Here is a 25330-nt window from a genome sequence, read left to right on the forward strand (position 1 = left end):
CTACCGACCCAGCCGCCGCACCAACGGGGTTGCGTCCCGGACTTTATCGGTCACGAGCGAGAGCGCTTCGTCTGCCTCCTCGCGGGTCACGCGACCGGCGTACGTCGCTCGCTCGTAGATTGCGCCGACTCGCCGCGCATCGCCGTCTGCGTCCACTCTCGCCAGATACTGCCGGGGCGTCTCGCCCGGTCGACGCGGTCCGTGATGACGCGAGAGCAGGTATTCGAGGCGGGCGAACGCGCGTGTGGCATCCTCTTTTGGCGTGCCAGACTGTGGCCAGCGCAGCCAGAGGGCGCGATAGGCGCGCTTCGACGCTCCCGTGCGGTGGGCACCCGCGGCCATCCCGACGAGCGCGACCAGCCCAACGGCGGTCTGTTCGCGGCTCGGAATCGGGATGCCACCACCCCCATCTTCAGGCGCGGCTCCATCGGGACCGGGTGGTGGCGTACTCGTGTTCGAGGTGCCCTGTGAGCCGGGGTCGCCGCCGAGAATCTCGGAGAGGCGGTCGTCGTCGGGGCCGGAGACGGTGTTGTTCGAACTCGTGTTCGTGCTCGTGTCCGGCGTCTCGGTGGTGGTCGTCGCGTCGGTTTCGTTCGTATCGACGTTCTCCTCACCGGCCGCTCGCGCTTGGGTCAGGCGTTGGGTTTCTACGTTTTCGCGCGGGCCTGCGGGCGTCGGGTCGAACTGCACCCAGCCGGTCTCGGGGAAGTACACTTCCACCCACGCGTGGGCGTCTAAGCCGCGGACGACCCACTTGTCGTCTGCGACCTGTTCGCCGGGCGTGTAACCAACCGCGAGGCGCGCCGGGATGCCTTGGGTGCGGAGCATCGTCACCATCGTCGTCGCGTAGTAGGTGCAGTAGCCGCGGTCCATCTCGAAGAGGAACGAGTCTGCGATGTCGCCATCCGGCCGTTCGACGTCTAAGGAGTACGCTTTGTTCGATTCGAGATATACCTCAATGACGCGCGCGGTGTCGTAGGGGTTCTCGGCGTTGGCCGTGATTTGCGAGGTGAACTCACCCACGCGGTCGGGCGTCGATTCGGGGAGTTGGAGATAGCGGTCTTCGATGTATTCTGGGTAGTCCGCCCCTGCCGAACGCAGTTGGTCGGGGTGGGTCTGGGGCACCCGGCTCAACACGGTGTAGCGGTCGCCTTCGCGGAGTGAGCCAAGCGGCTGGATACCCTCGTGTTGGGTCACCCGCGTCCGGTCTGATTGCGTCCCGCGGACGCTCACCGGTTTCCACGCCGAGGGCATCGTGTCCATCCGACTGGTCTCTATCTCGAACGTCTGGACGAGTCGCCGCGAATCACCCTCCGGCGCGGCGAGCGAACTCGTATACAGCGTGCTTTCGCCGGTTCGCACCCAGCCGCCGCCGGTGTAGCGGTCGTAGCTCCCAACTTTCCAGTACTGTGAGCGGTCTGCGGTCACGCTAAAGCGCACCTCCGGTGAGAGGCTGATGCTCCCGAGGACGGCGACCTCCTCGTCTGCGGTGAGCAGGTTCGATTCGATGGTGTCGCCGCCTGAGTGGCCCGGGAACAGCGGGTTCGACGCGCCGCCGGGCACGACGCTGATGGTGAGCGAGAGCACGACCATCGTCGCGAGCACGACGGTCAACAGGTCTGCCTGTCCGAGCCTCGCGCCAAAGCGTTCGAGTTCGCCAAACCCGACGAGTGCGGCGGCGGCGGTCACGCCCATCGCGGTGAGCAGCATGTCGGCGTCGCCCGTGAGGACGAACAAGCCGAGGGGAATCGCGCCGACGAGCGCACCGAGGGCGTAGCGTCGCTGCATGACGAAATACCACGAGAGGAACACCGGCCCGGGTGCAATCGCCATCGCCCAGACGCTGGCTTTCGTCACCCGAAGAATCGACAGGCCGGTCATGAGCGCGGTCACGTCGCTCAGGACGCGCTCGGTCTGGAGGAGCAGGGCAAAGCCGTCGGGAATCGACTGGAGGTAGACCCACATGCCGCCGCCGAGCATGATGGCGGCGAGCAGGAGGGCAACCCACGAGGAGAGATAGCGCGCGAGTAGCGTGCTCACGAGGAGCGTCCCGGCGACGAGTACGAGGAGGTCGGTAGAGCCACCGACGATGGTCGTCACCTCGTACAGCACGTTCACGTAGGAGATGGTCAGGATGGCGGCGGCGACGAGCGAGAGGACGCGAAGCGGGTCGCGCAGGCCGAAGTCGGTGCGGTCGACAAAGGAGGGGGTTTCAGTACTCATGACTCAGGGCTCCCGCCGTCTGCGGCCACCGCAGCCCGGCGAGTCAGGTCGCTAAAGGTCAGTTCACGGTCGCGCAGTGAGAGGGTCGTCGGGCCGTCGCCCGTCGCAGAAACGAGCACATCAGCAGCCTCACGGCGGGCGGTTGCGACCCCGCCGGCGGGCGTCTGGGCGAACAGCGTGAGGACACGGTTTCGTTGGCTATCACCGCGGGCGCGGGTGACGTGGCCACCGGGAGCGGTCACGTCGCAGGAAAGTCCCGAATCGAGGACGTAGGCCGCGACGCTCGCGGCGGCACAGGCCATCTCGTCTGCGCGCCCGGCGTCGCCCTCTGCGACGATGGAGAGGCCGTCTTCTTCTGCCTCACCGATGAACTCCGCGACGAGCAGGTCGCCATCGCGTTTCGCGCTCGTCTTCCAGTGGATGTCGCGCAGCGGGTCGCCGGGGACGTACTCGCGCAGGCTGTCGAACTCTTGGCGCGAGATGACGGCTGCCTCGTCAAAGAGCAGATTCAGCGTGTGGCGTGCGTCGTCTGAGAGGTCTTCGAGTCGCGGATAGACGAGCGTCCGCGTGATGAGCGGGTACGAGAAGGTGCGCTCGAACAGGCCGAACATGTCTCGCACCGAAACGGTGACCGGGCCGAGTTCGTGTTCGCCCCGCCGGTCGTACTCGATGTCGTAGGTGATGGTGCCGGGGACGGAAGCCTCGAAGTGTGTCTTCGTCGCAGACAGCCCGTCGCCAACGGCGTCGGTGATGCTCGCGCTCGCGGTGTTCGTGCCTTCGACGGTGAGCGAGACCGTTCGTGTCTCGCCCGGGAAGCCGGGCGCTGGCTGGCTTCGTTTCACGTCCGGCTTCGAGAGGCGCGTACTCTGGATGGCTCCCGCGACGAGCGCGATGGCAGCGGGAACGACGATGGCGTTCAGCGCTCGCCCGCCGAACTGATACGACATGGCGAGTGCGAGTGCAATGGCGACCACCACCACGATGCCCCGGCGGGTGATGCTCATGGAACCGAAACGGCTTCGAGCGCGTCCTCGATGAGTTCGCGCTTGGTCACGCCAGCCGTGTCCGCGCCGAGTTGGATGCGGTGGGCGAGCACCGACACGGCCTCCTGTTGGACGTCGTCGGGGATGACGTAGTCGCGGCCGTCGATGACCGCACGGGCTTGGGCGGCGCGCAGCAGCGAGATGGAGCCGCGCGGACTCACGCCGAGGACGGCGTTTTCGCGGGTGTAGCCCGCAATCTGGGTGACGTAGCGGCGAATCGGCTCCTCAATGGACACCTGTGAGACAGTTTCGCGGGCCGATTGGAGGGCTGCTGCGCTCGCAACCGGCTGGAGTTCCTCGATTGGGTGATGGCCAACCACGCGCAGGAGCATCTCGCTCTCTGCGTCCTCGTCGGGGTAGCCGAGGTGGAGTTTCTTCATGAAGCGGTCGACTTCGGCCATCGGGAGTTCGTAGGTGCGATTTCGCTCGACGGAGTTCTGGGTCGCGATGATGGTGAAGGGCAGCGGGACACGGTGGGTGTCGCCATCGACCGTCACCTGTTCTTCTTCCATCGCCTCTAACAGCGAACTCTGGGTTTTCGGCGGTGCACGGTTGATTTCGTCGCCGAGGACGAAGTTTGCAAAAATCGGGCCGGGGCGAAACTCGAACTCCCGGGTTTGCTGGTTGAAGACGTTGACGCCGGTTACGTCAGAGGGGAGCAAATCGGGAGTGAACTGGACGCGCTTAAACGAGCAATCGACCGAGCGGGCAACGGCGCGCGAGAGCATCGTCTTCCCGACGCCGGGAACGTCCTCTAAGAGGATGTGCCCGCGTGCTAAGATGGCGGTGACGATTTGCTCGACGGTGCCGTGATTTCCGACGATTACCTGTTCTACGTTCTCGATAATGTCCTCTGCGAGTGCGCCCGCGTCGTCGATGGACAACGCAGTAGTTGCCGCACTCGGTTCGGCGCTAGTGATGTCGGCGTCTGTCATGGGAGGGGTAGTCACGCTCTACAATGAGGTTGTCTGACACTCCGGAGGCTGGTTACAAATGCTTTCTGTCATATACCCAACGAGAGTGTGCACCTCTTCGCCCGTTATAGAGCCCCAGAATATCTAACGTTACTGGGCACTCAACCCGTCAACTACCACGATTTACACGATTCACAGACTAACTCGTCGCCGTCGCGCCACCGGCGCTCGACGACTTCTCCGCACGCCTCGCAGGCGGCACCAGCCGGCGACCACGCGTAGGTCGAAGTGGCGGGCGCAATCTCGTTCGCACTCGGTTCCGGGGCCGCGTCCGCCTCTTCTTCTGCCGCCTCGCCCCCGGCGAACGCATCGAGCGTCGAATCCTCGCTCATACCTACTCTCTCGGCGCGACGGACTTATACCGTCTGCCGTGTCGGACAGTAGCAATCAAATACCCGCAGTACAATCCCACGACTATGGCAAACATCGCTTTGGAACTCCTGAACAACGCCGTCGAACTCACGATGCGCTTTACTGACGTCGCCCTGAGCGACCCACTCTCTGCGCTCTTGCTCACGATGGGCGCGCTCCTTACGGGCGTCTCGATGCTCGCTCTGCTCTACCTCGGCCTCGGTGCGGTGGGCGACGCGATGGTCGGTGACGTCACTCAAGGACCGCCCCAGCAAGGGCAATAGCCGTCTCGATATCTGGGCCAAGCGGCGACCCCATCACGATGCTATCGACGTGCGCGAGGACGCCGTCCACCTTTTCCGCCACTTCGTCGGGCGTCCCCGCGATACAGAAGGCGTCTATCATGTCGTCGGTGACCGCACCGAACGCCGCGGTGAATTTGCCGGCGCCAATCTGTTCACCAATCTGTGCCGCTGCGTCGGGGTCGATGCCGTGGCGTTCCAACACCGGCGGTGCGGCCCCGCCCGCGATGAACGCGACCGGCGGTCGGGCAGCCTCGCGCGCCGTCTCTCCGTCTTCTGCGATGCTCACGCTCGCGTAGGCCGCAGCATCGAACGCGCCACGGTCGGCCGGGCGCATTGCCAATCCGTCCTCAATCTTCCCGGCAGCCCACTCGACATCGGCCGGGTGTGAGGCGTTTATCAGCACACCGTCTGCGTGTTTCGCGCTCATTTTGAGCATGTGTGGCCCCTGTGCGCCAATGTAAACGGGAATCTCGCCCGCGTCGTAGTTGAGGCCCGCATCGGTCGCCGTAAACGTCCCATCGTGGGTGACGCGCTCGCCCGCCCACAGCCGTTGGGCGACTTTCATCGTTTCGAGCACCCGCCGGAGGGGCCGGTCGCGGTCGTAGCCCAAATTCGTGAGCGTCGAGCGATCGCCCGCGCCCAGCCCGAACACCGCGCGGCCGTCCGTCGATTCGTCGAGCGTCGCCATCCGCGAGGCGAGCGCGACGGGGTGGGTTTCGTAGGGATTGACGACGCCAGGGCCGACGCGCAGGTCGGTCGTCGCCTGTCCGATGCGGTCGAGTGCGATGAACGGGTCGCGGTTGTTGTAGTGGGCGGAGACGAATCCGGTGTCGAACCCAGCCGCTTCCGCCAACGTTCCGTACTCCGCAAGCTCCGAAACGGGGTGTTCCGGGGTTAGCTCAATTCCGTTCATACGACCACCCTCTGAGTGCTTGGCGGACGAAATCCGTCTCGACAGACCGATACAGGTTCTCGCTGCCGCCGTGGTCACCGAACTCCCAGTCGCGGACGATGGTCACGGGCGTTCCACCGTCGCCTTCGCCCGAGACGAGGTTCGCCGCGCCCGCCAGTTCGTCGACGACACACTGGACGGTGACGCCGAGTTCGCGGCCGTCTCTGTCGCTCTCGCCGCGCCAGTCGCGGCTTGCGGGCATGCCCGCCCACCCAATCGCCACCGCGCGTTGGCCGTGGCGAAACGGTCGCCCGCAGGTGTCGGTCACGACGACGGGGACGCCGAGTTTGTCGTGAATCCGCTCGGCGCTCTCGCTCGGGCGTTTCGGCAGGAGAAGCAGCTCTGCGTCGGGGACGTTTGAGCGGTCGATACCCGCGTTCACGCCGACGTGGCCAAAGCGGGTTTCCGTAAGTAAGAAGGGCGCGTCCATCACGATGTCCGTCGATTCTTCGAGCACGGCTTGGGCGAAGCGCGGGTCTTTTTCCTCGCCGGTAATCGCTTCGAGAGTCGCCGCAATTTCGCGGGCACGGGGACCGGCCGGGAACTCAGCAAGATTGGCCTGTCTGCCCTCCGCCTTCGAAATGATGGTGCTCGCAATCACCACGACGTCGTCGGGGTCGAGCGAGACGCGTTCTGCGATGAGCGCGGCGATGTCGTCGCCCGGACGCACCTCGGGGAGGTCGGGCACCGAGAACAGTTCCATAGGTGTTGGTCGCTGTCGTCACCTAAAAAGCGACCCGATAGGTGCAAGCTACCCGTCGATGCGCGAGACGGAGATGGCGTCGCCGTCGACATCCACAACGAGCATGGTCGTGGTGAGCGCGGGGGCTGCGCCAGTTGCACTGCCCGGATTCAACAGACGTACGCCGTCTACCACTTCGTCGAGCACCTGATGGGTGTGCCCGGAGACGCCGATTGTCGTCCCCGCCGCGTGGTCAGCGACAATACCAGCCACTCGCTCTTTGTAGGTGTCGAGGTCGCCGGTGCCGTGGGTGACGACGAAGCGAACCTCGCCCACGTCGAGGGTGGCAACCTCCGGCAAGTCGAGGTCGTCTGCGTCCATGTTTCCGAGACACGCCGTGAACGATTCGCCGGCAATCTCTTTGACGCGCTCGAAGGCGTCAACCGAGTCGAAATCGCCCGCGTGAATGGTGTACTCGGCTGATTTGATTTCGGCTACCACCCACTCGGGGATGGTCTCTTTTCGGGAGGGAATGTGCGTGTCTGCGATGAGTGCCACGCGTGGCATACGCGGAGATTCACCGCCCGCCCTTCTAAATGTTCGCCGGACGAAGGAGGTGTATGGACCGAGACCTGTCGGTCGAAACCATCCGCGACGACCGCGATCACGGCTCGGCACAGCTCTCGCTGTGGGCACTCGACGTCCTCCACGAGGGCGCGAAAGCGGCTGACGACTGGGAGGAAGTGGCCGCCCTCGCCCGCGACCTCGTCGCCGCCCGGCCGAGCATGGTGGTCATCGAAAACCGCATCAACCGCGTGCTGCACGCCGCCGCCCACACGTCAGAGGCGGTGGCCGCCGAGGCTCGCGCCGTTCGAACGCGCGCAGAACACGCAGACAATGCGGCAGCAACCGAACTTGACTGCCTTTCTGGGAAAACCGTGTTCACGCTATCGCGCTCCGGGACGGTGCTCACCGCCCTCAACCACGCGACGCCTGCCCACGTCATCGTCGCCGTCTCGAACCCCGGCGGCGAAGGCGTCCGGGTCGCAGAGAGGCTTGCCTCGGCGACCAAAACGACGCTCGTCTCGGATGCGGGTATCGCCCAAGCACTCGCGGACTTCGACGTGGCGTGTGTCGTCGTCGGCGCGGACACGATTCTCGCAGATGGCAGCGTCGTGAACAAGGTCGGAACGCGCGTCGCGGCGAGCGCCGCCAACACGCTCGGAATCCCCTTCTACGCCGTCTGCTCGCTCGACAAGGTGAGTCCGCGAGACGGCTACGACCCCGAGCCACGAGACGCGGACGAACTGTACGACGGCGACGCAACCCTCGGCGTGTCAAATCCTACCTTCGACCGCACGCCACCCGACCTCGTGACGGGGATTGCGACCGAGGCGGGACTGTTCGACACGGGTGACGTGGCGACCGTGTCTACGGAACTGCGCGGACTCGCTGATTGGTAAGCGTCAAATCCCTCCATCCGATACGTCTCACTGGGCGGCGGTGACGACAGTTACCCCCTCTGAGCCCCTTGTGACGACGCTCACATTCTGAGCCGCCCACTCTCAACCGTTGTGAGCGGCGCGTACCCACAGGCGCGTCGAACTTACGACGTAAAGAATTTGAGTAGGTCGTCGCGCTTGTTCGCGTGGGCGTGCTCTCGAAGCGCCTCGTTCAACGTGTCGATGTTGCCGCGTTTGGCGGTAATCGGGCAGATAACGTCTTGCCACTGCTTCCACGGCGGGGCGAGGCCGAGCCGGTCTGCGAGGTCGTTCAGGCGCTCGTCTTTGTCGTCCACCTTGTCCATCTTGTTGACGGCGACGACGACGGGAATCCCGAGTTCTCTGAGGAAGTAGAACATCTCCACGTCGTGGGGAATCGTCTCGTCTGTGGTGTGGCGGTCGATGATGTCGATGACACTCTTTCCGTCCACGACGAGGACGCCGAGCATGATGTTGTCCGCGTTTTCCTCGATATAGTGAACGATGTTGGTCTTGATCTCCTCGCGGTGGTCTTCATCCACGCCGGACATGAATCCGAAGCCGGGGAGGTCGGTTATCATGAAACTCTCCGGTGCCCAGTCGAAGTGGTTCGGTTGCCGGGTCACGCCCGGTTTCTTGCCCGTATTGAACTTCTTGTGGCCGGTGAGTAGGCGCATAAGCGTCGATTTCCCGACGTTTGACCGCCCGACGAGGACGATTTCGGTGTCGCGGTCGGGGCGATTTTGGAACATACGTGCTCTTTTCGCTCAGGCTTGAAAACCACCGCGGGTTATTTTTCACCCGCCCCCGTCGATTCGGTGTGCGACTCGTACAGGTCACCATCCCGGCGGGCAAACGTGAGGCGATTCTCGATACCTTGGACGACGAAGGTATCGACTACGTCCTCACCGACGAGACGAGCGGCCGGGAGTTCACCGGTGTTGTGTCGTTTCCCCTCCCAACGAACGCAGTTGAACACGTCCTCTCTCGCCTCCGTGAAGTCGGCGTTGAAGAGCACGCCTACACCGTCGTCATTGACGCAGAAACCGTCATCTCACGGCGTTTTGAGGCGCTCAAAGAAAAGTACGACGAGAGCGAGGCGGGCAACGAACGAATCGCCCGCGAAGAGTTGGTCGCAACCGCGACAGACCTCGCGCCCTCGATGGTCATCTACGTCACCATGACGGTGGTGAGCGCGGTCATCGCCACCGCCGGACTCTTGCTCGACTCACCAGCGGTCGTGGTCGGGTCGATGGTCATTGCACCACTCATCGGTCCGGCGATGGCTTCGAGTGTGGGGACGGTTATCGACGACAGCGACCTGTTCCTTCGCGGCGTGAAGTTGCAGTTCATCGGCTTTGCGTTCGCCATCTCATCGGCGGCGGTGTTTGCCTTTCTCATCAAGACGATTCACCTGATTCCACCGGGTATCGACCCGACCGAAATCGGGCAGGTCAGCGAACGCCTGTCGCCCGATTTCCTCTCGCTCGTCGTCGCCCTCGGTGCCGGTATCGCGGGCGCGTTCAGCCTCTCGTCTGGCGTCTCCGCCTCGCTCGTCGGGGTGATGATTGCCGTGGCACTCGTCCCGCCCGCCGCCACTGTCGGCATCGGCATCGCGTGGGGGCTTCCGATGGTCGTTCTCGGCTCTGGTATCCTCGCGCTCGTCAACGCACTCTCGATCAATCTCGCCGCAATCTCCACGCTCTGGTACACCGGCTATCGCCCAGACCGCTGGTTCAAACTCGATGCGGCCCGCACCACGACCATAAAGCGAATTGGCGTCCTTTTCGGTGCGATTCTCATCCTCTCTGTGTTCCTTGGCGGCGTGACCTACGCGTCGTACACGAGCGCAACTGCAGAAGAGGACATCCAGAACCAAATCGAACAGACGCTTTCAGCACCCGGCTACGAGCAGGTGACGCTGCTCGACGTGCAGGTGGAGTTCACGGATAACATCATCACACAGCGCCCATCTGATATCATCGTGTCTGTCGGTGTCCCGCCGGATACCGAAAAGCCACCGCTCGCCACGACGTTGCACGCAGCAATCGCGGAGAATCTTGGTTACGACGTTACCGTACAGGTGCAGTTCGTCGAACTCCAAGCCAGCTGAGCGCTCGCTATTTTTCCTTGTCTGACGTAGGAGGTGTATGGGGTACCGATTCATTACGCGCACCCTCGCACTCGCTGCGTTTGTGGTGCTCGCAGGGTGTTTGGGGACGATTGATTCACCGGGCGCTGATTCTGCCACCGGACAGCGAACGATTCAGATTTCGGCTGTGGGCGAAGCCACTGGCGAACCAGACCAGGCAGTCGTAACGCTCGGCGTCAGCGCGGTCGCTGCATCCGCAGACGACGCTCGAACGCAGGTTGCTGCGAACGTCTCTACGATGCGAACCGCGCTCCGCGACGCGGGCGTAGCTGACGACCAACTCCAGACAGCCTCGTTTTTTATCGGTGAAGAACGGCTAACCGACGAAACCGACTCGCGGATGTTCCGCGCCACGCACCTGTTCCGGCTCACGCTCACGGACACCGAGTCGGTTGGCGCAATTATCGACACGGCCATCGAGAACGGGGCGACGAACGTCCAAAGTGTCCAGTTTACGCTCTCGACCGACCGGTCGCGCGAACTGCGAGCTGTGGCGCTCGAAGACGCTATGGCGAATGCACGTAACCAGGCGGACACGCTCGCCGCGGCCGCGTCACTCTCGATTAGCGGGGTTCAGTCGGTAGAAACGGGGGAACTTTCGGTCGGGCCGGTGTTCCGAGATGTCGCCGCAAGCGCGGAGACGACCATCGAACCCGGGCCAGTGACCGTCACGGCGCAGGTAACGGTGGTGTACAACGCGACTGCCTAGCGGATGGTGAACTCGTGTTCGTAGCCGATGGCTTCGACAGCCGCGTCGAGCGTTTCCTCGACGCCTTCGTTTTCGGTGACGCTCATGTAGCAGTCGGCTTCGACCTCGTCTGAGCGGTCGATTTTGTTGGCGACGGTGAGCACCGGCTGTTGGTCGAACTGCGCAACGAGCGCATCGCGCAGGGCGAGTTGGTCTGCGAGCGGGTAGCCACACGAGGCGCTCGCGTCAACGAAGACGAGCACCACGTCGGCGAGGTGCTCGAGCGCGCTCACGGCTTGGGCCTCGATGTCGTTGCGTTCGTCTGCGGGGCGGTCGAGCAGACCGGGGGTGTCCACAATCTGATAGCGGATGCGGTCGCGCTCGATGTGCCCGACGTGGACTTGCGTCGTCGTGAACGGGTAGGTGGCCGTTGCGTTGCGAGCGTTGGTCACGGCGTTTACGAACGACGATTTGCCGACGTTTGGGTAGCCTGCGACGACGATTGTCGGCTCCTCGGGACGGATGTCCGGCAGTTTGCGGAGGATGTCGCGGGCTTCGTTGAGCCGTTTTAAGTCGTCGTCAACCTCTTCGGTCACGTCTGCGAGACGGGCGAACGCCTGTTTTCTCACCTTGCGCGCGGTGTCAACATCGCCGCTCACGCGGCGCTGGTACTCCTTTCTGATGTCGCCGCACTTGCGTCCGGCCCACATCACTTCGGAGAGGCTCTTTCTGAGTTCGTCTACGTCTACGAGCGCGTCTGCAAGCTCGTAGTAGAAGGGGTCGACGTCATTGAAGTCGGGCCACGACGTGCCGACGTTCTGGAGATTGTCAGAGAGAATGTTGGCGGCCGTCATCAGCATCGACTGCTGGGCGTCGAGGCCCTTCTTGGCACGACCCGCTCGCGCTGCCCGCGAGAAGGCCTTATCGATGAGTTCGTCCGACCGCGGCGTGGTCGGGAGGTCCTCGAAAATCATGTGCCTCGCTATGCGAGCCGAACATAAAAGCCCGTTCGTTGGCGTTTCCGAGCGTGTCTCCGTGTCATGGCGAACAGCCAGCCAGTGGTTTACGCGACGAGCGTGGCCGGACTCCCGCAGTTCTCGTCGCGGTTTACAGTCAGGACATACGGGCGGTGGCCGCGGCTTTGCTGATAAAAGTTCGCTCGCTCAGCGTCGGTCGGCTAGTTCCGCACGCAGGTCTTCGAGGTCCATGTCCTTCATCGAGAGGAGCACCAGCATGTGGTAGACGATATCCGCTGCTTCGTGGGCCAGTTCGTCGTGGTCGTCGTCTTTCGCCGCGAGGATGAGTTCGGTGACCTCCTCGCCCAGTTTTTCGAGGACGGCGTTTTCGCCCTTTTCGTGGGTGAACAGTGACGTGGTGTACGACCCTTCGGGAAGCTCTTCTTTGCGCGATTCGATGAGGTCGAACAGCTCGTCGATAACGTCGTCGCTCATAGTTGGCCAACCTCACGAATGTCTCTCAGTTCGTCGAAGTCTGCGAGCGGGCGGCGGCCGTCTTCGAACACGGCGTCTGAGATGTGGATGGGTGCGTTCGTGCGAGAGACGAGCGCGAGGGTGTCGCTCGGGCGGGCGTCGATGACGGCGGTGTCGCGCGGGGTGTTGAGATAGAGGTCTGCGATGTACGTCTCGTCTTCGAGTGTGCTGATTTCGACGTGGTCGATGTGGCCGCCGAGTTCCTGGACGAGGTCTAACATGAGGTCGTGGGTGAGCGGGCGGCCGATGTCGATTGCGTCCATCCCGCGGGCGATGCTCGCCGCTTCCTCGAAGCCGATGAAGATGGGGAGGATGTCGGTTTCGTCCTCCACGGCGAGTAAGACCACGGGCACGGGGCCGTCGGGCGTGTTGGCGACGCGGACGGCCTCGATACTGGCGTTCATACCCACACCCAAGCGGGGGCGAGTAAAAAGGGTGTCACTGCCGGTCGAAAAAGGCGAGTCCGTGAATGCGCGCGTCGGCGGTCAGTTCGGGGTGGAACGAAGTGGCGATGACGTTGCCGTCGCGGATGGCGACGGGGCGACCGTCCCACGCGGCGAGTATCTCGACCCCGTCGCCCACCTCGCTGATGAGCGGCGCGCGGATGAACACGGCCGGGAACGGTTCTTCGAGGCCGGTTACGTCGAGGGGCGCCTCGAAGCTGTCTTTCTGGCGGCCAAAGGCGTTGCGCTCGACGGTCACGTCGATGATATCGAGCGTTTTCACGCGCTCGTCGTGGGCATCTTTTGAGGCGACGATAAGCCCGGCGCAGGTGGCGAGAATCGGCTTTCCGGCCTCGTCGTGGGCCTTGATTTCCTCGTCGATGCCCTCTTTTTTGAGCAGCCGCGAGATGGCGGTCGACTCCCCGCCCGGGAGGAGTAGCAGATCACAGTTGGGGACGATGCCCGCTTTGCGGATTTCGACGGCGGTGACGCGCTCACCGAGCGACTGGGCGGCCTTTTCGATGGCCGCTGCATGTTCGCTGACGTCGCCCTGCACGGCGATGACGCCGGCTTTCAGACTCATAGCTCACGGTAGGAAAGACGCGGCGAAAAAGACCCGGTTTCGTTTACAGTGCGTTCAGCACCTGAATCATGATGCCGAAGAAGATGCCGAAGGCAACGACCGTCTTCGGGTCGATGCGGATGGCGTTGCGGTCTTCTGCGTCGAAATAGCGCACGAGACCGGCGCTTGACATGAGACCGCCGGAGTTCTGGCCTTTGCTCATACTCACCACAAAACGAGCGAGTGCCCTAAACGTTTCGACAGGCGGTTGTGAGCGGGGTTTGGCGATAGTGGAAACCCTTATGCGCGAGGCTGAGTAACCTCGGATAGACCTACCTATGACCGTCACGCTCAAGGATTTCTACGCAGACTGGTGTGGCCCGTGCAAGACCCAAGACCCAATCCTCGACGAGCTTGAAGAGGACTGGGGCGACGTTTCCTTCGAGAAGGTGAACGTAGACGAAGAACAGGACATCGCAAACGAGTATCAGGTTCGCTCGCTCCCGACGCTCATCATCGAAAACGACGGCGGCGTTGTCGAACGCTTCGTCGGTGTCACCCAGCGCGAAGACATCGAACAAGCCCTCGAAAAGGCGAGCGCATAAACGCCGACTTCTCTCCGACTTCACCGACTGTTTAGCGGAACGTAACGCCGAGGTCGTGCATCCCGTCGTTGTTCATGGCGACGTTGATGAGCAACGGCGTGATGGCTTCGACTTCCGACGCGTTTGCGAGGCCGCCCGCATCGACCGGCCGGAGTCCCTCGATCCCGTCTGAGAGCATCCGAACCGTCTCTTTTGCGTCCGGGTCGTCACCCACGAGCAGCGTGTCGATATCCAATTCAGCATCCAGATTGGCGAGCCGTGCGGCGGGCAGGTTGTGGAACGCGCCGACGACCGGCGTGCCCTCGGGGGCCGCACCGGCGGCCAACTGGGTCACGCTGCCAGCGCTCGGTGCGTTGTAGTGGAAGCCGTCGTCGTCGCGCTTCATCCCGACGGCGGGACTCACGAGGACGGTATTCTCGTCTAAGCCGTCTGCGACCGACTCGATGGTGTCGACGAGGTGGTACGCCGGAACCGCAAGCACGACCACGTCGGCGCGGTCTGCGGCCATCTGGTTGGTGAAGCCGGTGACCTTCACGTCGCGGCCGCGGCTGTCGAGTTCGGTCATGTACTCTTCTGCCTTCCCACGGGCGCGTTCGGGGTCGCGCGACCCGATGACGACCTCGTGGTTCGTGTCGTACGCCCAGCGCAGGGCGAGGCCTTCACCGATATCGCCGGTTCCGCCAAGGAGTGCAATTCGCATAGCTGACCCTCGGGTGTTGGGCGATTAAACGTTTGGAGAGCGGAGGGTGTTTCAGGAAAACTTCGCGCGAACCGTTGCAAAGCCGTCGCGGTAGACGAGCCAGTAGGCCGCAACAAGTGGAAGGCCAAACGCAAATGGCAGGAAGGGGAGTTGCGTGAGCGGGTCTGGCGGGAGGAGGAGTGCCATTGGCCCAACCGTGAAAAACGAGAGCACCCACGCGGTGAGAAAGAATTTGACGAAGCGATTCATGCTCTCACTTCGTGTTAGCCAAACATCAATTTTTGCGGAGTAGGTTCGGTAGCTCGTTGACCGATTCGAGCACGGCGCTTGCGCCCACGTCAGCGAATTTCTTGCGACCTGCGTCCCCGGTAAGCCCGCCCGTGAGGACGCCAATCCCGTAGTAGACGCGCGCGCCGTCGCCGCGGTCTGCATTCAGGGCGGTCTTCACGTCGTCTAAGGTGTCGCCGACGAATGCGACGTGGGCCGCCCGGGTTCGGTCGGCCAGTCGGATGAGGGCGCGTGGGTCTGGCTTGCCTGCTTCCCAGTCGTCCATCGTCCAGCGCAGGTTGTCGGGGATGTCAAGACCGACGCGCTCTAAGGCGATTTTCGCCTCGCCTTCGGGCCGGCCGGTGAGCACGGCCACGTCGAAGCGCTCGGTCAGGGCTTCGATGGTTTCGGGTTCGAGAAGCACCGGTTCGTCGTTGATGAACCCGCGCGTCTCCATCGTCGGCTCTGCGCCTTCGAGTTCTCGATAGCGGTCGCTTCCGAGATAGAGCTGTTGGAACACGTCGCGCAGACGCTCTGGCTCCCACTCGTCGAAGACGGCGTCGGGTTCATCGAGGATGACTCGCACGGCGTGTTTTGCCGCGCCGAGACCCCCACCTTCGCGGGCGATTGCGTCGGTGTATTCTTCGAGCGTCAAGTCGAGGCCTTCGTGGCGGGCGAGGATGTAGAGTGCCGCCGCGTAGGTGAGTTGCCAGTCGTTGTTGAACCCGCCTGCGTCCTTGAACAGTTGAATGCCTGCTTTCTCGATAGTGTCGCCGTACACCGTCTCGATGCTCTCTACGATGGCCCGTCGGTAGGAGTCGGCCACGTCAACGAGCACGCCGTCGATGTCGAGGACGACCGTGTCTACGCGCATATAACACACTTTGCCCGGTCAGTCATAACGGGTTCGTCCGCGTTCGAGCGCGCGAAAAAGGGTGTCCCCAGGAAGCATTTCAGGTTTCGCAGGGATGACTGCGGGGTCGGTGCCGAGGGTCGTGAAATAAAAGTCAGCGCCGACGCGCTTTGCGACCTCCGCGACCGCCCCTTGGAGGTCGGGTGGGCAGTTGAGCGCGTAGATGCACTCTGCGGTATCGTACACGCCGAGGCCGGGGTTGGTAATATCATCTCGTACGAACGTCACGCCGTCCGGCACTGGCACGTCATCGATATCTACCGCCGTCACATCCTTGCCGGAGGCGACGAGGCCCGCCGCAACGTCGGTGCGGCGGCCGATTCCCACCTCGACCAACCGGTCGTAGCGGGATAATCGGGAGACGAGTGCCTCGGTCGAGTTGTCCACGTCGGTGTGTTTATCATTGACGCAGACAAATGTGTTGCCATGCACGTCGACATCGTGCCGGTCGGCGAGGTGCCGGCGCTGGTCAAGCGTGAAGCCTCAGCCGGGCTCCGGTCTGTCTATGGCTGTGACGTCACGCTCCACGACGCTCTCGACATCCCCGAGAGCGCCTTCGACTCGAGCCGAAACCAGTACCGGGCCGAGGACTTTATCGAACTCGCCAGCCGCGTGGGGTCGGGGAACAAGAACATCGCCATCACCGCCCAAGACCTCTACTATCGTCGGCGTAACTACGTCTTTGGCCTCGCCTATCTCTCTGGCAACGGCAGCGTCATCTCGACGTACCGCCTCCAAACCTCCTCCGACGGCGGCTTCTCGAATCGCTCCTCAGAAGACGTGTTCGCAGACCGCGTCCGCAAGGAAGTCGTCCACGAAATCGGCCACACCCTCGGTCTCGAACACTGCGACAACAGCCGATGCGTCATGAACTTCTCGCCCACGGTGCGCGAGGTCGACGTGAAAGAACAGAACCTGTGTGGCACCTGCCAGCGGCAAGTTCTGTAGAACGAGATACATTTTCGAAACCACTATCACCCACTTCGGAGTGCCATCAGTCGCAATGGTTACACACAGTCCCCGCTCACGCGCACGGTGGGCCATCCGCGAGGGGGCCGTCATCGGCGGCATCCTCGGCTTCTGGTTCGTGATTTATCTCGTCTTGAACATCGTTACGTGGATAGTCGAACCCCTTGCGCTGACGCTCAACTTCGAACCACTGTTCAGACTCGCTCGTGAGTCACAACAGTTCTTCCTCCCACTCGTCCTCCAGGCCGCAACCGCGAACGTGGCGCTCTACACGCTGGTCAGGGGAGGCATCGTGGTAATCGACCACTGGCGAAAAACGAGTCTGCAGGTTCAGGGCGCGTAGTAGTACTCGCCCGCTTTCTTCTGTTCGCGGTCGAGTTGGCTGTCGAGTTTGTTGATGCGCGGACGACCCATGCGCTCGTCGCGCCGGAACGTGATATTGAGATTCGAGAGGAACTCGTTCATCCCCTCGCGCATTTCGAGTGGCGGCGCGGCGTGGCCGTGCATCGCCGGTTCACCGTCGAACACCATCAGGCGGTCTGCGAGCAGATCGATCATGTAGATGTCGTGGTCGATGACCATGACCGTCGCGTCGTGGTTCTCGGCGTAGCGACGAATCGCCGTCGTCGCGCGAACCCGCTGTTCGACGTCGAGGTGGGCGGACGGTTCGTCGAGCAGGTAGAGGTCTGCGTCCTCAGAGAGGCACGCGGCGATGGCGACGCGCTGGCGTTCCCCGCCCGAGAGGTCCGTAAGGTTCTGCTCCATGATGCGGTCGAGTTGGAGCGGTCCCGCAATTTCCGTCTGCCAGTACGACGAGCCGAAGTCGTCGGTGATAGAGGAGAGGAACACGTCGACGCGCATCGGCTGGTCGATTTCGATGTACTGCGGTTTGTATGAGATGTCCATCCGCCAGTCGAGTTCGCCCTCGTCTGGCTGGAGGTCGCCGGTTAGCAGCTGTGCGAGCGTGGATTTCCCAATCCCGTTTGGCCCGACGATGCCGAGCACTTCGCTCTTGTAGATGTTCCCGCCTTCGACTTCTAAGCTGAACTCGCCGTCGCCGTAGGATTTCTTCAGGTCGGGGTACGAGACGAGCAGGTCGCCTTTCGCCGTTTCCCGTGGCGCGTGTTCTTCGAACTTGATGGCGTTCGGGCGAATCCGCATGTTCTCGTTGTTGAGATACCCCTGCAGGTACTCGTTGATGCCGTTTCGCACGGATTTGTTGCTCGTGATGACACCGAACGCCCCGGGTTCACCGTAGGCGATGTGGAGGGTGTCTGCGAGCATGTCGAGAATCGCAAGGTCGTGTTCGACCACGAGCATCGAGCGGTTCTCTTCCTCGGCGAGTTCGCGGATGAGGCGCGCGGCGGTCATGCGCTGGCCGATGTCCAGATACGGCGTAATCTCGTCTAAGAAGTAGAAGTCGGCGTCGCGGGCAAGCGTCGCCGCAAGCGCGACGCGCTGGAGTTCTCCCCCAGAAATGGAGTCGATGTCCTGATCCATCACCGGGCGAATCGAGAGGCGGTCTACGAGTTCATCAAGGACGCCTCGTTCGTCGGTACGTTCGAGCAGTTCGCGCGTGTTCCCGTCGAACGTCTTTGGAATCTGGTCTACGTACTGCGGTTTGCGGGCAACCGTGAGGTCGCCTTCGCGCAGGTCTTCTAAGAAATCCTGTAGCTCGGTGCCGCGATACTCGTCGATGACGGCGTCCCAGCCGGGCGCATTGCCGAACTGGCCGAGGTTCGGTTCGAGTTCGCCGGAGAGAATCTTGACGGCGGTCGATTTACCAATCCCGTTCGGTCCGAGAATCCCGGTGACGCGGCCCTCTTCTGGAACCGGCAGGCCGTAGAGCGAGAAGGCGTTCTCGCCGTAGCGGTGGGTCGGTTCCTGGTTGAGCTCTTGGGGGAGGTTGATAATCTCGATTGCGTCAAACGGACACTTCGAGACGCAGATACCGCAGGTCTCACCGAGACATATCTCCTCTGAGATACGAATCTGGTCCGGTTTGCCCTGCAGCGTGTCCTCGCCGCGTTGGGTGATGCATTCTTTGCCCGTTCGATTTGGCGGGCAGTAGTTTGCACACTCGTAGTTACAGCGGTCGGGTGAACACCGGTCTAAGTCCACGACCGCGATGCTGTCATCCGCCATGTTTAGAAGACGTGGCCTTGCAACAGGAGCGTCCAAGAAACGAACCACAGCGAGAAGGTCATGAAGCCCACGTACAGGTAGTCCTTCGTCGAGAAGTCCTGTACGTCGATGCCGAGCAGGCGCAACAGCGGCAGCTGCACCAAGATTGCACCAACGAGGGCGAACACTGCCGTCGTGTCCTGTGGTCCGGTCGCGACCATCGCGGAAATGATAGCACCGGCCACCCCCGCGAGTGCCGAGACCGACGTGACCGTAACCCCACGCATATGGGCTTTACGGCGGTCGAGCGTTTCGGTTGCCATACAGCAGTGTTCGGCTATGGAGCGTAAAAAGGCGTTCGTTCGTGCGCCCTCAATCTTTATGCTTCCAGCGCCACAGTCATTTATAGTAATGGCTGAAACTACTGGGGAGGGGCTCTCTGACCTTCCACCGAGCGCGAAGCTGGTGTTTAAAGTGCTCGAATACAACGGGCCGCTGACGCAGAAAGGAATTGTCCAAGAGTCGATGCTCTCTGCGCGCACCGTCCGATACGCCCTCGAACGGCTCGAAGAAATCGGCGCAGTGAGCGAAGATGTGTATTTCGCAGACGCACGACAGAACCTCTACGAAATTCCGTCAGAACTTATCGCGGCAGATGGCGGTGCGGACCCGGCTGTCTGCGACGACTAACTCCACACCTACTTTCTTTGTGCTTCTGAACACTGAGCCGCGGCTGTATCTTGTGTTAGGAAAAAGGAACACTGTAACGGTGGTGTTTGAGCGCTTACAATCCGGTCATTCGGTCGGAAGGTCGACCACACCGAGTTGCTGCATCATGCCGAGTGTATCCGGCTGCACCCACCGTTCTGCAATTTTCCCGTCTTTGATACGGGTAAACACCATGTTCTGAACCTCGAACCGCTTGCCCGTCGGCTCGAGCCCCATGAACGCCCCTTCGTGGGTTCCACGGAGCGTCACGCGCATCGCCACCATGTCTCCTTCGGCGATGACTTCCTCGACCGTCGCCGAGAAATCAGCCCATGCAGTGCGCAATTCTTCGATTTGTTTCTTTACCGCATCGCGCCCTTCTACGTCTCCGAATGGGCTGTGATCGATAATGTCGGCTGCACAGTACTCGTCGATTAGTGCTACGTTTCCTTCCGTGGCGATCTCTTCGGGGAAGCGCCGCGCAATCTGTTTGTTCTTCTCAAGTCCAGCTATTGTTGCCATGACCAACCTCTCTGTGAGCTCGATTCGGCCGATATTTGCAGCCAGTTGTCTCGAGCTCACGTAGTATATTGGTCGCAAATCGTGTTAACCATTCGCTCGTTCGATCCGGTTCGCTAGCCGTCTTCAACCACCGAACCAACCGCTCTCGCGCGGCTCGAAACCACGCTTTCAAATTGAGCTCACCGCGAAAAAGGTTCTGCCGATAACAGGTTACGACGAGATGACCGAAATCTGTTGGCCGTGGTCGATGGCGCGCTCTAACTCTTCTGCGATTGCGCTGCCGCGCGACACCTGAATGTCGCCGCCTCTGGAGACGGTTGCAGTGAACAGGTACTCGCCGTCTGCTTGGACTTCGATGGTCTCTCCGGCCCGGTCCTTCCCGATGGGGATGACGACGTGGCGCGAGGAGATCTCAGGCGTGACAACGTCGCTGGTCTCTTTCGGGGTGCCTGCCTGGGTTCCCTTTCCGGACTCGTTGTGTTCTTCTGGGCGTTCGTCTAGCGTCCGCACGTCGATGCTCATGCCGAGGCGGTCTTCGACGTCTTGGATGCGACCGCCGCCTTTGCCGATGACGTAGGAGATGTCGCGGTCTTCGACGTACACGACGGCACTCGATTGGCTCTTAATTTCCACGTCAACGTGGCCGCGGGCGATGGAGCGAATCTCGCGTTCGATTTCCTTCTTTGCGAGTTTGTTAACGCCCTTGTCGCGGCTGCCACCCGCGCCGACGGGAACGGTGACGACCTGCCGGTTGAAGGTGTATATTTCGTACTCGGGCTGGCCCGTCTCGTAGTCACGAATCATGATGACGGGCCGGGCGAGGTCTTCTTCCATGAGGCCTTCCGGCACCTTGACTTCCGTCGTCACGTCGTACACTTTCGCCACCTGTCCGGCCTCGATGTAGATGACCGTGTCTGCAACCTGTGGGATGAGGCCGAGTTCGACGCGGCCAATTAGGCGTTGGAGGGCGTCGATGGCGCGGGTCGCGTGGACCACACCAATCATCCCAACCCCGGCGAGGCGCATGTCCGCGAATACCGAGAAGTCGCTCGTTTTGCGCACTTCGTCGTAGATGGTGTAGTCGGGGCGCACCATCAGCAAGGAGTCCGCAGTCTTCTCCATCGACCCGGCGAGTTCGGTGTACTGTGTGATTTCGGGGCCGACTTGCAGGTCACGCGGTTTCTCCATCGTTTTGACGGCGAAGCCGGTGTCGTTTAAGAACTCGGCGACGGCTTGGCCGAAGGTGGACTTCCCCGCCCCGGGAGCCCCGGCGATGAGCACGCCGCGCTGGTGTTCGAGCAGGCGCTCTTTGATGGTGTCTGCGGCGTCGTAGTCGTCCATCGTCGTCTTGACGATTGGCCGGACCGCCGTGATTTCGAGTGCGTCGGAAAACGGCGGGGACGCAATCGCAATCCGATAGTCGCGGAATTGGACGATGGTCATGCCCGGCTCTGAGAGTTCGACGAAGCCTTCTTCGTCGTCCTCTGCGCCGTGTTCGATTTCCGCCGCCATGTCACGGAGTTCGCCTTGCGTGAGCACATCGTCGCGGATTTTCTCGAAAGACATCTCGCCGACAGAGCCGCGTTTTGCCATCGGACGGACGCCCACTTTGAGGTGGACGGACATCGTCTGGTCGTCGAAGTACTCCTCGATTTCGAGGGTGCCGACCTGCCGGATGGTCGGCTCTAAGTAGATGACTTCGAGGCCTTTCGCCTTCGCAACCTTGCTCTGGACGACGTCGCTCGTGACGAACGTGGCGTCGTACTCGGCCGCGAGGTCACGAATCAGCGCGTCGATTTCACCCTGTTTGGCACGGCTTCGCTCGCCGGTACTCGGTCGTCGTCCGACGTACTTCATGGTCACCTCACCGGCGTCGGCTAACTCTGCAAGTTTTTGGAGTTCGCTGAGGCCTGCCCAGCCACTCTCGTGGCCGTCGTTGGCCCGCGACTCAAGTTCTGCAACGACAGCTTCCGGGACGTAGACGGTCGCGCCAGCGAACTCGCCGCTTTCGACTCGTTCGGACACGCGGTGGTCGATGACCACGCTCGTATCCGGTACGACATTCATACCAGAGGTACGCCCGCGAACCCTGATAAGACTGTTCAACAGGCGGTCTCGCGTGGACGCGCACAACCCCTGAGAGGTAAGGCCCTCGCCCGCAACTCTTTGCTCATGACCGTCGCAGCCCTTACCCGCGACCTCGTCTCGATTCCGAGCCACGACGACGAAACCGCCGCCGGAGATTTCATCGAAAACTGGCTCCGCGAAGAAACAGACGCCGCCGTCACGCGAGACGACACAGGCAACGTCATCGCCCGAAAAGGGTCGGGCGACCGCTCGCTCGCGCTCGTTGGTCACCACGACGTGGTCGCCCCCGACGCCTCCCAACTCAACGGCGACGAGTACGTTGTCGAAGAACGCGACGGCCGGCTCTACGGCCGAGGCACAGCAGACATGAAAGGAGCCGTCGCCGCCGCCATGGTGGCGTTCCGTGACGCCGACCCCTCCTGTGAACTCGTGTTCGCCTCGTTCGTTGGCGAAGAAGTCGGCGGCACCGGCGCACGCGCCGCCATCGACGACGGATTCGCCCCCGACTTTGCCATCGTCGGCGAAGGCTCAACCGGGTACTCTGCCGCGGGCGTCACGGACGTGGCGGTCGCCCACAAAGGCCGCCGTGGGAGTACGATTACAGCGGCGGGAAAAGCCGCCCACGCGAGCGAAGTGGAGTCGGGTGAGAACGCCATCTACCGCGCCTGCGACGCCGTGAACATCGTGCGCGACCTCGATTTCCCGACCGCGACCGTGCTCGGCCACGACATGACGGGGAGCGTCGCCGTCACCGAAATCGAGGGCGGCAGCGGCTGGAACGTCATCCCCGCGTCCTGTTCGGTGACCGTAGACGAGCGCACGGTTCCCGGCGGCTACGCGCCGCTCGAACAGGTCGAGGACGTGGAAGGCGTCTCGTGGGCCGTAGACCAGGACTTACCGCCGATGGCCTGCGACGACGCCGACTTCGCCGCTCTGGTGCTCCGGGCGGCCGAGGACACACAGAACGTCGGCCCAGAACAGGTCACGAAACCCCACGCTACCGACGCGGGCTGGCTCGCACAGGCCGGGACGACCTGCGTCATCTGTGGGGCGGCAGAACAGGGCGAGGCCCACACCAAAGACGAGAGCGTCTCCATCGCGACGCTCGAAACGTGTGAAGCAATCTACCGCGAGGTAGCCGAATCGGTCTGAGCCACCTCGTGTGAGAGGATTGATAGGCGGCGGCTTCCTTGTTCCAGTATGGCACCGGACACACCCGATGCGTACGACGCCCTTCTCTCGAAGTACCGCCGAATCTCCGGCCTGCAGGACGCGGGCCAACTGCTCTCGTGGGACCAGCAGGTCATGATGCCGCCGGGCGGCACCGGTGCGCGGTCGCGCCAACTCTCGGCGCTCTCTGCAACCAGCCACGAACTGCTCACCGCAGACGAGATTGGCGACCTGCTCGGTTCGGTCGAGGGGAACGTCTCAGGCGAGCAAGCCTCCGCAGTCCGCGAGATTCGCCGCCAGTACGACCGGGCGACACGCGTCCCGACCGAGTTGGTCGAACAGATTTCGATTGCCACCTCAGAGGCGCTGCCCGTCTGGGAGGAGGCAAAGGCCAACGACGACTTCGACGCCTTCGCGCCGACGCTCGAAAAGATGGTGGAGCTAAAGCGCGAGTACGCAGCCCACATCGACCCGGACGAAGATCCGTACGCCGTCCTCTTTGCTGACTATGAACCGTACCTCGAACTCGACACCGCAGACCGCGTCCTTTCGCGGCTCCGTGACAACCTCGTCCCGCTCATCGAAGCCGTCGGGGAAAGCGACGTAGAGCCACCGCGTCCGTTCGCCGGAACGTTCGACACGAGCACCCAAAACGAACTCTCCCGGGACGCGCTCTCGTTGCTTGGGTACGACTGGAATCGTGGCCGCCTCGACTCCTCCAGTCATCCGTTCTCGACGGGGACGCAGTTCGACTCGCGCATCACGACGCGCTTCAAAGAAGCCGACCCAATCGACGCGCTCACCGCGACCATCCACGAGTTCGGCCACGCAACCTACACGCTTGGCTTGCCACAGGACAAGTACGGCTCCCCACTTGGGGAGTCCCGCGACCTCACCGTCCACGAGTCCCAGTCGCGCCTCTGGGAGAACCACATCGGTCGCTCGCGGGCGTTCTGGGAGCGCTTCCTGCCGTCGTTCAAAGACCGCTTCCCGCAGGTTGGCGACGCGAGCGCGGACGACGCCTACCGCGCCGTCAACCGGGTTTACGATGACAACTACATCCGCGTCGAGGCGGATGAACTCACCTACCACATGCATATCGTACTCCGATACGAAATCGAGCAAGCGCTCATCCACGGCGACATCGAGGTCTCAGAGGTGCCACAGGTCTGGAACGACAAGATGGAAGAGTACCTCGGCATCCGCCCCGAGACGGACGCAGAAGGCTGTCTGCAGGACATCCACTGGAGTCACGGCAGCTTCGGCTACTTCCCGACCTACTCACTGGGTTCGGTGCTCTCCGCCCAACTCTTTGCGAGCGTCGAAGACGCCATCCCGGACGTGTACGACAAGGTGCGCGAGGGCTCGTTCGACGACCTTCACTCGTGGCTCACCACGAACGTCCACGCCCACGGCAAGCGCTACACCACGCCCGACCTCGTGGAGGAAGCGACTGGCGAGGAGTACACGGCCGACTACTTTATCGACTACGCCACCGAAAAGTACAGCGACCTGTACGACCTCGACTGAGCCACAAACTATTCGTTTTCCCGTTTTTCGCCCACAATAGTTACATCTGTCTGGTTATTCGGCTGCCATCTTCACACTGTCAAAGCCAGAAACACTAAGTACTGTCGTGGTATAGCATACCATGTATGGCCTCAGCACCGAACGACACTGTATTCGACGAGTTTCTCTCGCAACGTGGCCACGAAACTGCTGTTGTTGGATGGCAGCAGAACTATAACAAACTCCAGTGCCCAGAGTGTATGGGCCTCCACGATACAGGAGCAACGGAGTGTTCGGTATGCGGTTGGTCCCCGCGAACCGCGTAGACCTCGTCGCTGATTCATTTTTTGCACAGATGCGCCGTTGATACCGGCTATCAGGGATACTGATTTATTGTATTATTTCCATA

At 62.3% G+C, this 25330-nt stretch carries 32 protein-coding genes; 11 read left to right on the forward strand and 21 right to left on the reverse strand.

Annotation, left to right across the window (positions count from 1 at the left end; translation table 11 throughout):
* The 4 genes from V5N12_RS04050 to V5N12_RS04065 form a co-directional block, all read right to left on the reverse strand.
* Positions 1 to 2223: a transglutaminase TgpA family protein gene (locus tag V5N12_RS04050; RefSeq protein ID WP_332897871.1), complete on the reverse strand. Its 2223-nt coding sequence runs from the start codon at positions 2221 to 2223 to the stop codon at positions 1 to 3.
* Positions 2220 to 3227, reverse strand: a complete 1008-nt coding sequence (locus V5N12_RS04055; protein WP_332897872.1) for a DUF58 domain-containing protein — start codon at positions 3225 to 3227, stop codon at positions 2220 to 2222. The genes V5N12_RS04050 and V5N12_RS04055 overlap by 4 nt, the downstream gene beginning before the upstream one ends.
* A complete protein-coding gene (locus tag V5N12_RS04060) occupies positions 3224 to 4201 on the reverse strand; it encodes an AAA family ATPase (protein WP_332897873.1) in 978 nt (325 codons plus the stop codon). Before V5N12_RS04060 ends, V5N12_RS04055 begins: the two co-directional genes overlap by 4 nt.
* A gap of 152 nt (positions 4202 to 4353) precedes the next feature.
* Complete coding sequence (locus V5N12_RS04065) at positions 4354 to 4572, reverse strand: DUF7573 domain-containing protein (RefSeq protein WP_332897874.1); 219 nt, start codon at positions 4570 to 4572, stop codon at positions 4354 to 4356.
* 84 nt (positions 4573 to 4656) lie between these two features.
* Here V5N12_RS04065 and V5N12_RS04070 point away from each other — a divergent pair, with 84 nt between their 5' ends.
* Positions 4657 to 4875, forward strand: coding sequence for a hypothetical protein (locus V5N12_RS04070; RefSeq protein WP_332897875.1), 219 nt, complete (start codon positions 4657 to 4659; stop codon positions 4873 to 4875).
* On the opposite strand, the gene V5N12_RS04075 is transcribed toward V5N12_RS04070, so the two are convergent.
* The 3 genes from V5N12_RS04075 to V5N12_RS04085 are packed head-to-tail and all read right to left on the reverse strand — an operon-like array spanning position 4844 to position 7097.
* The gene (locus V5N12_RS04075) at positions 4844 to 5809 is read right to left on the reverse strand and encodes a 5,10-methylenetetrahydromethanopterin reductase (RefSeq protein ID WP_332897876.1); all 966 of its coding nucleotides are present in this window, start codon (positions 5807 to 5809) and stop codon (positions 4844 to 4846) included. The two genes, V5N12_RS04070 and V5N12_RS04075, sit on opposite strands and share 32 nt — an antisense overlap.
* Positions 5796 to 6551, reverse strand: a complete 756-nt coding sequence (locus V5N12_RS04080) for a coenzyme F420-0:L-glutamate ligase (protein ID WP_332897877.1) — start codon at positions 6549 to 6551, stop codon at positions 5796 to 5798. Before V5N12_RS04080 ends, V5N12_RS04075 begins: the two co-directional genes overlap by 14 nt.
* 48 nt (positions 6552 to 6599) lie before the next feature.
* Positions 6600 to 7097, reverse strand: a complete 498-nt coding sequence (locus V5N12_RS04085) for a metallophosphoesterase family protein (protein WP_332897878.1) — start codon at positions 7095 to 7097, stop codon at positions 6600 to 6602.
* A gap of 53 nt (positions 7098 to 7150) precedes the next feature.
* On the opposite strand from V5N12_RS04085, the gene V5N12_RS04090 reads away from it, so the two are divergent.
* The gene (locus V5N12_RS04090) at positions 7151 to 7993 is read left to right on the forward strand and encodes a translation initiation factor eIF-2B (protein ID WP_332897879.1); all 843 of its coding nucleotides are present in this window, start codon (positions 7151 to 7153) and stop codon (positions 7991 to 7993) included.
* A 143-nt stretch (positions 7994 to 8136) separates the two neighbouring features.
* On the opposite strand, the gene engB is transcribed toward V5N12_RS04090, so the two are convergent.
* The gene (engB, locus tag V5N12_RS04095) at positions 8137 to 8763 is read right to left on the reverse strand and encodes a GTP-binding protein EngB (protein ID WP_332897880.1); all 627 of its coding nucleotides are present in this window, start codon (positions 8761 to 8763) and stop codon (positions 8137 to 8139) included.
* Between the two features lie 68 nt (positions 8764 to 8831).
* On the opposite strand from engB, the gene V5N12_RS04100 reads away from it, so the two are divergent.
* Entirely contained in the window at positions 8832 to 10124 is a 1293-nt protein-coding gene (locus V5N12_RS04100; RefSeq protein ID WP_332897881.1) for a TIGR00341 family protein, read from the forward strand.
* A gap of 37 nt (positions 10125 to 10161) precedes the next feature.
* Positions 10162 to 10872 (forward strand): SIMPL domain-containing protein, encoded by a 711-nt coding sequence (locus tag V5N12_RS04105; protein ID WP_332897882.1) that lies wholly within the window; start codon positions 10162 to 10164, stop codon positions 10870 to 10872.
* Here V5N12_RS04105 and V5N12_RS04110 read toward each other — a convergent pair.
* From V5N12_RS04110 to V5N12_RS04130, 5 genes are all read right to left on the reverse strand, one after another.
* Complete coding sequence (locus V5N12_RS04110; RefSeq protein WP_332897883.1) at positions 10869 to 11825, reverse strand: NOG1 family protein; 957 nt, start codon at positions 11823 to 11825, stop codon at positions 10869 to 10871. The two genes, V5N12_RS04105 and V5N12_RS04110, sit on opposite strands and share 4 nt — an antisense overlap.
* Before the next feature lie 189 nt (positions 11826 to 12014).
* On the reverse strand, positions 12015 to 12302 hold the full coding sequence (hisE, locus tag V5N12_RS04115; RefSeq protein WP_332897884.1) for a phosphoribosyl-ATP diphosphatase: 288 nt from the start codon (positions 12300 to 12302) through the stop codon (positions 12015 to 12017).
* Positions 12299 to 12745: a bifunctional nuclease family protein gene (locus V5N12_RS04120; RefSeq protein ID WP_332897885.1), complete on the reverse strand. Its 447-nt coding sequence runs from the start codon at positions 12743 to 12745 to the stop codon at positions 12299 to 12301. The genes hisE and V5N12_RS04120 overlap by 4 nt, the downstream gene beginning before the upstream one ends.
* A 34-nt stretch (positions 12746 to 12779) precedes the next feature.
* Positions 12780 to 13367 carry a pyridoxal 5'-phosphate synthase glutaminase subunit PdxT gene (gene pdxT / locus V5N12_RS04125; RefSeq protein ID WP_332897886.1) on the reverse strand — a complete coding sequence of 196 codons (588 nt, stop codon included), beginning with the start codon at positions 13365 to 13367 and terminating at the stop codon, positions 12780 to 12782.
* Between the two features lie 43 nt (positions 13368 to 13410).
* A complete protein-coding gene (locus tag V5N12_RS04130; protein ID WP_332897887.1) occupies positions 13411 to 13569 on the reverse strand; it encodes a preprotein translocase subunit Sec61beta in 159 nt (52 codons plus the stop codon).
* Between the two features lie 115 nt (positions 13570 to 13684).
* Between V5N12_RS04130 and trxA the strand changes: the two genes are divergently transcribed.
* Complete coding sequence (gene trxA, locus V5N12_RS04135; RefSeq protein WP_332897888.1) at positions 13685 to 13951, forward strand: thioredoxin; 267 nt, start codon at positions 13685 to 13687, stop codon at positions 13949 to 13951.
* A 31-nt stretch (positions 13952 to 13982) separates the two neighbouring features.
* Here trxA and npdG read toward each other — a convergent pair whose 3' ends face one another.
* The 4 genes from npdG to V5N12_RS04155 are packed head-to-tail and all read right to left on the reverse strand — an operon-like array spanning position 13983 to position 16218.
* The gene (gene npdG / locus V5N12_RS04140) at positions 13983 to 14651 is read right to left on the reverse strand and encodes an NADPH-dependent F420 reductase (RefSeq protein WP_332897889.1); all 669 of its coding nucleotides are present in this window, start codon (positions 14649 to 14651) and stop codon (positions 13983 to 13985) included.
* A 51-nt stretch (positions 14652 to 14702) separates the two neighbouring features.
* On the reverse strand, positions 14703 to 14900 hold the full coding sequence (locus V5N12_RS04145; RefSeq protein ID WP_332897890.1) for a DUF7534 family protein: 198 nt from the start codon (positions 14898 to 14900) through the stop codon (positions 14703 to 14705).
* Between the two features lie 25 nt (positions 14901 to 14925).
* Positions 14926 to 15792 carry a TIGR01548 family HAD-type hydrolase gene (locus V5N12_RS04150; protein ID WP_332897891.1) on the reverse strand — a complete coding sequence of 289 codons (867 nt, stop codon included), beginning with the start codon at positions 15790 to 15792 and terminating at the stop codon, positions 14926 to 14928.
* Positions 15793 to 15810: 18 nt separating this feature from the next.
* On the reverse strand, positions 15811 to 16218 hold the full coding sequence (locus V5N12_RS04155; protein WP_332897892.1) for a UPF0146 family protein: 408 nt from the start codon (positions 16216 to 16218) through the stop codon (positions 15811 to 15813).
* 39 nt (positions 16219 to 16257) lie between these two features.
* On the opposite strand from V5N12_RS04155, the gene V5N12_RS04160 reads away from it, so the two are divergent.
* Both V5N12_RS04160 and V5N12_RS04165 read left to right on the forward strand, forming a co-directional pair.
* Positions 16258 to 16779: an archaemetzincin family Zn-dependent metalloprotease gene (locus V5N12_RS04160; RefSeq protein WP_332897893.1), complete on the forward strand. Its 522-nt coding sequence runs from the start codon at positions 16258 to 16260 to the stop codon at positions 16777 to 16779.
* 55 nt (positions 16780 to 16834) lie between these two features.
* Positions 16835 to 17143, forward strand: coding sequence for a hypothetical protein (locus tag V5N12_RS04165; RefSeq protein WP_332897894.1), 309 nt, complete (start codon positions 16835 to 16837; stop codon positions 17141 to 17143).
* Here the strand turns inward: V5N12_RS04165 and V5N12_RS04170 are convergent.
* Positions 17131 to 18945, reverse strand: coding sequence for a ribosome biogenesis/translation initiation ATPase RLI (locus V5N12_RS04170; protein ID WP_332897895.1), 1815 nt, complete (start codon positions 18943 to 18945; stop codon positions 17131 to 17133). The two genes, V5N12_RS04165 and V5N12_RS04170, sit on opposite strands and share 13 nt — an antisense overlap.
* A gap of 2 nt (positions 18946 to 18947) precedes the next feature.
* The gene (locus V5N12_RS04175; RefSeq protein WP_332897896.1) at positions 18948 to 19247 is read right to left on the reverse strand and encodes an EMC6-like membrane protein; all 300 of its coding nucleotides are present in this window, start codon (positions 19245 to 19247) and stop codon (positions 18948 to 18950) included.
* An 88-nt stretch (positions 19248 to 19335) separates the two neighbouring features.
* Between V5N12_RS04175 and V5N12_RS04180 the strand changes: the two genes are divergently transcribed.
* The gene (locus tag V5N12_RS04180; RefSeq protein WP_332897897.1) at positions 19336 to 19614 is read left to right on the forward strand and encodes a MarR family transcriptional regulator; all 279 of its coding nucleotides are present in this window, start codon (positions 19336 to 19338) and stop codon (positions 19612 to 19614) included.
* A 105-nt stretch (positions 19615 to 19719) separates the two neighbouring features.
* Here the strand turns inward: V5N12_RS04180 and V5N12_RS04185 are convergent, their stop codons facing one another.
* On the reverse strand, positions 19720 to 20154 hold the full coding sequence (locus V5N12_RS04185; RefSeq protein WP_332897898.1) for an ester cyclase: 435 nt from the start codon (positions 20152 to 20154) through the stop codon (positions 19720 to 19722).
* 210 nt (positions 20155 to 20364) lie between these two features.
* A complete protein-coding gene (locus V5N12_RS04190; protein ID WP_332897899.1) occupies positions 20365 to 22221 on the reverse strand; it encodes a PINc/VapC family ATPase in 1857 nt (618 codons plus the stop codon).
* A gap of 105 nt (positions 22222 to 22326) precedes the next feature.
* Here V5N12_RS04190 and V5N12_RS04195 point away from each other — a divergent pair, with 105 nt between their 5' ends.
* From V5N12_RS04195 to V5N12_RS04205, 3 genes are all read left to right on the forward strand, one after another.
* Positions 22327 to 23394 carry a M20 family metallopeptidase gene (locus V5N12_RS04195; RefSeq protein WP_332897900.1) on the forward strand — a complete coding sequence of 356 codons (1068 nt, stop codon included), beginning with the start codon at positions 22327 to 22329 and terminating at the stop codon, positions 23392 to 23394.
* A gap of 48 nt (positions 23395 to 23442) precedes the next feature.
* Complete coding sequence (locus V5N12_RS04200) at positions 23443 to 24942, forward strand: carboxypeptidase M32 (protein ID WP_332897901.1); 1500 nt, start codon at positions 23443 to 23445, stop codon at positions 24940 to 24942.
* Between the two features lie 125 nt (positions 24943 to 25067).
* Positions 25068 to 25247 carry an HVO_0416 family zinc finger protein gene (locus V5N12_RS04205; RefSeq protein ID WP_332897902.1) on the forward strand — a complete coding sequence of 60 codons (180 nt, stop codon included), beginning with the start codon at positions 25068 to 25070 and terminating at the stop codon, positions 25245 to 25247.
* Positions 25248 to 25330 lie beyond the last annotated feature (83 nt).

It is taken from the genome of Haladaptatus sp. CMSO5 (assembly GCF_036689885.1).
GTDB lineage: Archaea > Halobacteriota > Halobacteria > Halobacteriales > Halococcaceae > QDMS2.

Excerpts from the sequence above, each read along its gene's own strand:
- V5N12_RS04170 (WP_332897895.1), bottom strand. The coding sequence starts at position 18,945 with ATGGCGGATGACAGCATCGCGGTCGTGGACTTAGACCGGTGTTCACCC.
- V5N12_RS04150 (WP_332897891.1), bottom strand. The coding sequence starts at position 15,792 with ATGCGCGTAGACACGGTCGTCCTCGACATCGACGGCGTGCTCGTTGAC.
- V5N12_RS04165 (WP_332897894.1), top strand. The coding sequence starts at position 16,835 with ATGGTTACACACAGTCCCCGCTCACGCGCACGGTGGGCCATCCGCGAG.
- V5N12_RS04105 (WP_332897882.1), top strand. The coding sequence starts at position 10,162 with ATGGGGTACCGATTCATTACGCGCACCCTCGCACTCGCTGCGTTTGTG.
- V5N12_RS04190 (WP_332897899.1), bottom strand. The coding sequence starts at position 22,221 with ATGAATGTCGTACCGGATACGAGCGTGGTCATCGACCACCGCGTGTCC.
- hisE (WP_332897884.1), bottom strand. The coding sequence starts at position 12,302 with ATGAGCGACGACGTTATCGACGAGCTGTTCGACCTCATCGAATCGCGC.
- V5N12_RS04060 (WP_332897873.1), bottom strand. The coding sequence starts at position 4,201 with ATGACAGACGCCGACATCACTAGCGCCGAACCGAGTGCGGCAACTACT.
- trxA (WP_332897888.1), top strand. The coding sequence starts at position 13,685 with ATGACCGTCACGCTCAAGGATTTCTACGCAGACTGGTGTGGCCCGTGC.
- pdxT (WP_332897886.1), bottom strand. The coding sequence starts at position 13,367 with ATGAGTCTGAAAGCCGGCGTCATCGCCGTGCAGGGCGACGTCAGCGAA.
- V5N12_RS04185 (WP_332897898.1), bottom strand. The coding sequence starts at position 20,154 with ATGGCAACAATAGCTGGACTTGAGAAGAACAAACAGATTGCGCGGCGC.
- npdG (WP_332897889.1), bottom strand. The coding sequence starts at position 14,651 with ATGCGAATTGCACTCCTTGGCGGAACCGGCGATATCGGTGAAGGCCTC.
- V5N12_RS04145 (WP_332897890.1), bottom strand. The coding sequence starts at position 14,900 with ATGAATCGCTTCGTCAAATTCTTTCTCACCGCGTGGGTGCTCTCGTTT.
- V5N12_RS04195 (WP_332897900.1), top strand. The coding sequence starts at position 22,327 with ATGACCGTCGCAGCCCTTACCCGCGACCTCGTCTCGATTCCGAGCCAC.
- V5N12_RS04200 (WP_332897901.1), top strand. The coding sequence starts at position 23,443 with ATGGCACCGGACACACCCGATGCGTACGACGCCCTTCTCTCGAAGTAC.
- V5N12_RS04050 (WP_332897871.1), bottom strand. The coding sequence starts at position 2,223 with ATGAGTACTGAAACCCCCTCCTTTGTCGACCGCACCGACTTCGGCCTG.
- V5N12_RS04085 (WP_332897878.1), bottom strand. The coding sequence starts at position 7,097 with ATGCCACGCGTGGCACTCATCGCAGACACGCACATTCCCTCCCGAAAA.
- V5N12_RS04090 (WP_332897879.1), top strand. The coding sequence starts at position 7,151 with ATGGACCGAGACCTGTCGGTCGAAACCATCCGCGACGACCGCGATCAC.
- V5N12_RS04160 (WP_332897893.1), top strand. The coding sequence starts at position 16,258 with ATGCACGTCGACATCGTGCCGGTCGGCGAGGTGCCGGCGCTGGTCAAG.
- engB (WP_332897880.1), bottom strand. The coding sequence starts at position 8,763 with ATGTTCCAAAATCGCCCCGACCGCGACACCGAAATCGTCCTCGTCGGG.
- V5N12_RS04080 (WP_332897877.1), bottom strand. The coding sequence starts at position 6,551 with ATGGAACTGTTCTCGGTGCCCGACCTCCCCGAGGTGCGTCCGGGCGAC.
- V5N12_RS04110 (WP_332897883.1), bottom strand. The coding sequence starts at position 11,825 with ATGATTTTCGAGGACCTCCCGACCACGCCGCGGTCGGACGAACTCATC.
- V5N12_RS04065 (WP_332897874.1), bottom strand. The coding sequence starts at position 4,572 with ATGAGCGAGGATTCGACGCTCGATGCGTTCGCCGGGGGCGAGGCGGCA.
- V5N12_RS04070 (WP_332897875.1), top strand. The coding sequence starts at position 4,657 with ATGGCAAACATCGCTTTGGAACTCCTGAACAACGCCGTCGAACTCACG.
- V5N12_RS04075 (WP_332897876.1), bottom strand. The coding sequence starts at position 5,809 with ATGAACGGAATTGAGCTAACCCCGGAACACCCCGTTTCGGAGCTTGCG.
- V5N12_RS04130 (WP_332897887.1), bottom strand. The coding sequence starts at position 13,569 with ATGAGCAAAGGCCAGAACTCCGGCGGTCTCATGTCAAGCGCCGGTCTC.
- V5N12_RS04205 (WP_332897902.1), top strand. The coding sequence starts at position 25,068 with ATGGCCTCAGCACCGAACGACACTGTATTCGACGAGTTTCTCTCGCAA.
- V5N12_RS04120 (WP_332897885.1), bottom strand. The coding sequence starts at position 12,745 with ATGAACGCCAGTATCGAGGCCGTCCGCGTCGCCAACACGCCCGACGGC.
- V5N12_RS04180 (WP_332897897.1), top strand. The coding sequence starts at position 19,336 with ATGGCTGAAACTACTGGGGAGGGGCTCTCTGACCTTCCACCGAGCGCG.
- V5N12_RS04055 (WP_332897872.1), bottom strand. The coding sequence starts at position 3,227 with ATGAGCATCACCCGCCGGGGCATCGTGGTGGTGGTCGCCATTGCACTC.
- V5N12_RS04175 (WP_332897896.1), bottom strand. The coding sequence starts at position 19,247 with ATGGCAACCGAAACGCTCGACCGCCGTAAAGCCCATATGCGTGGGGTT.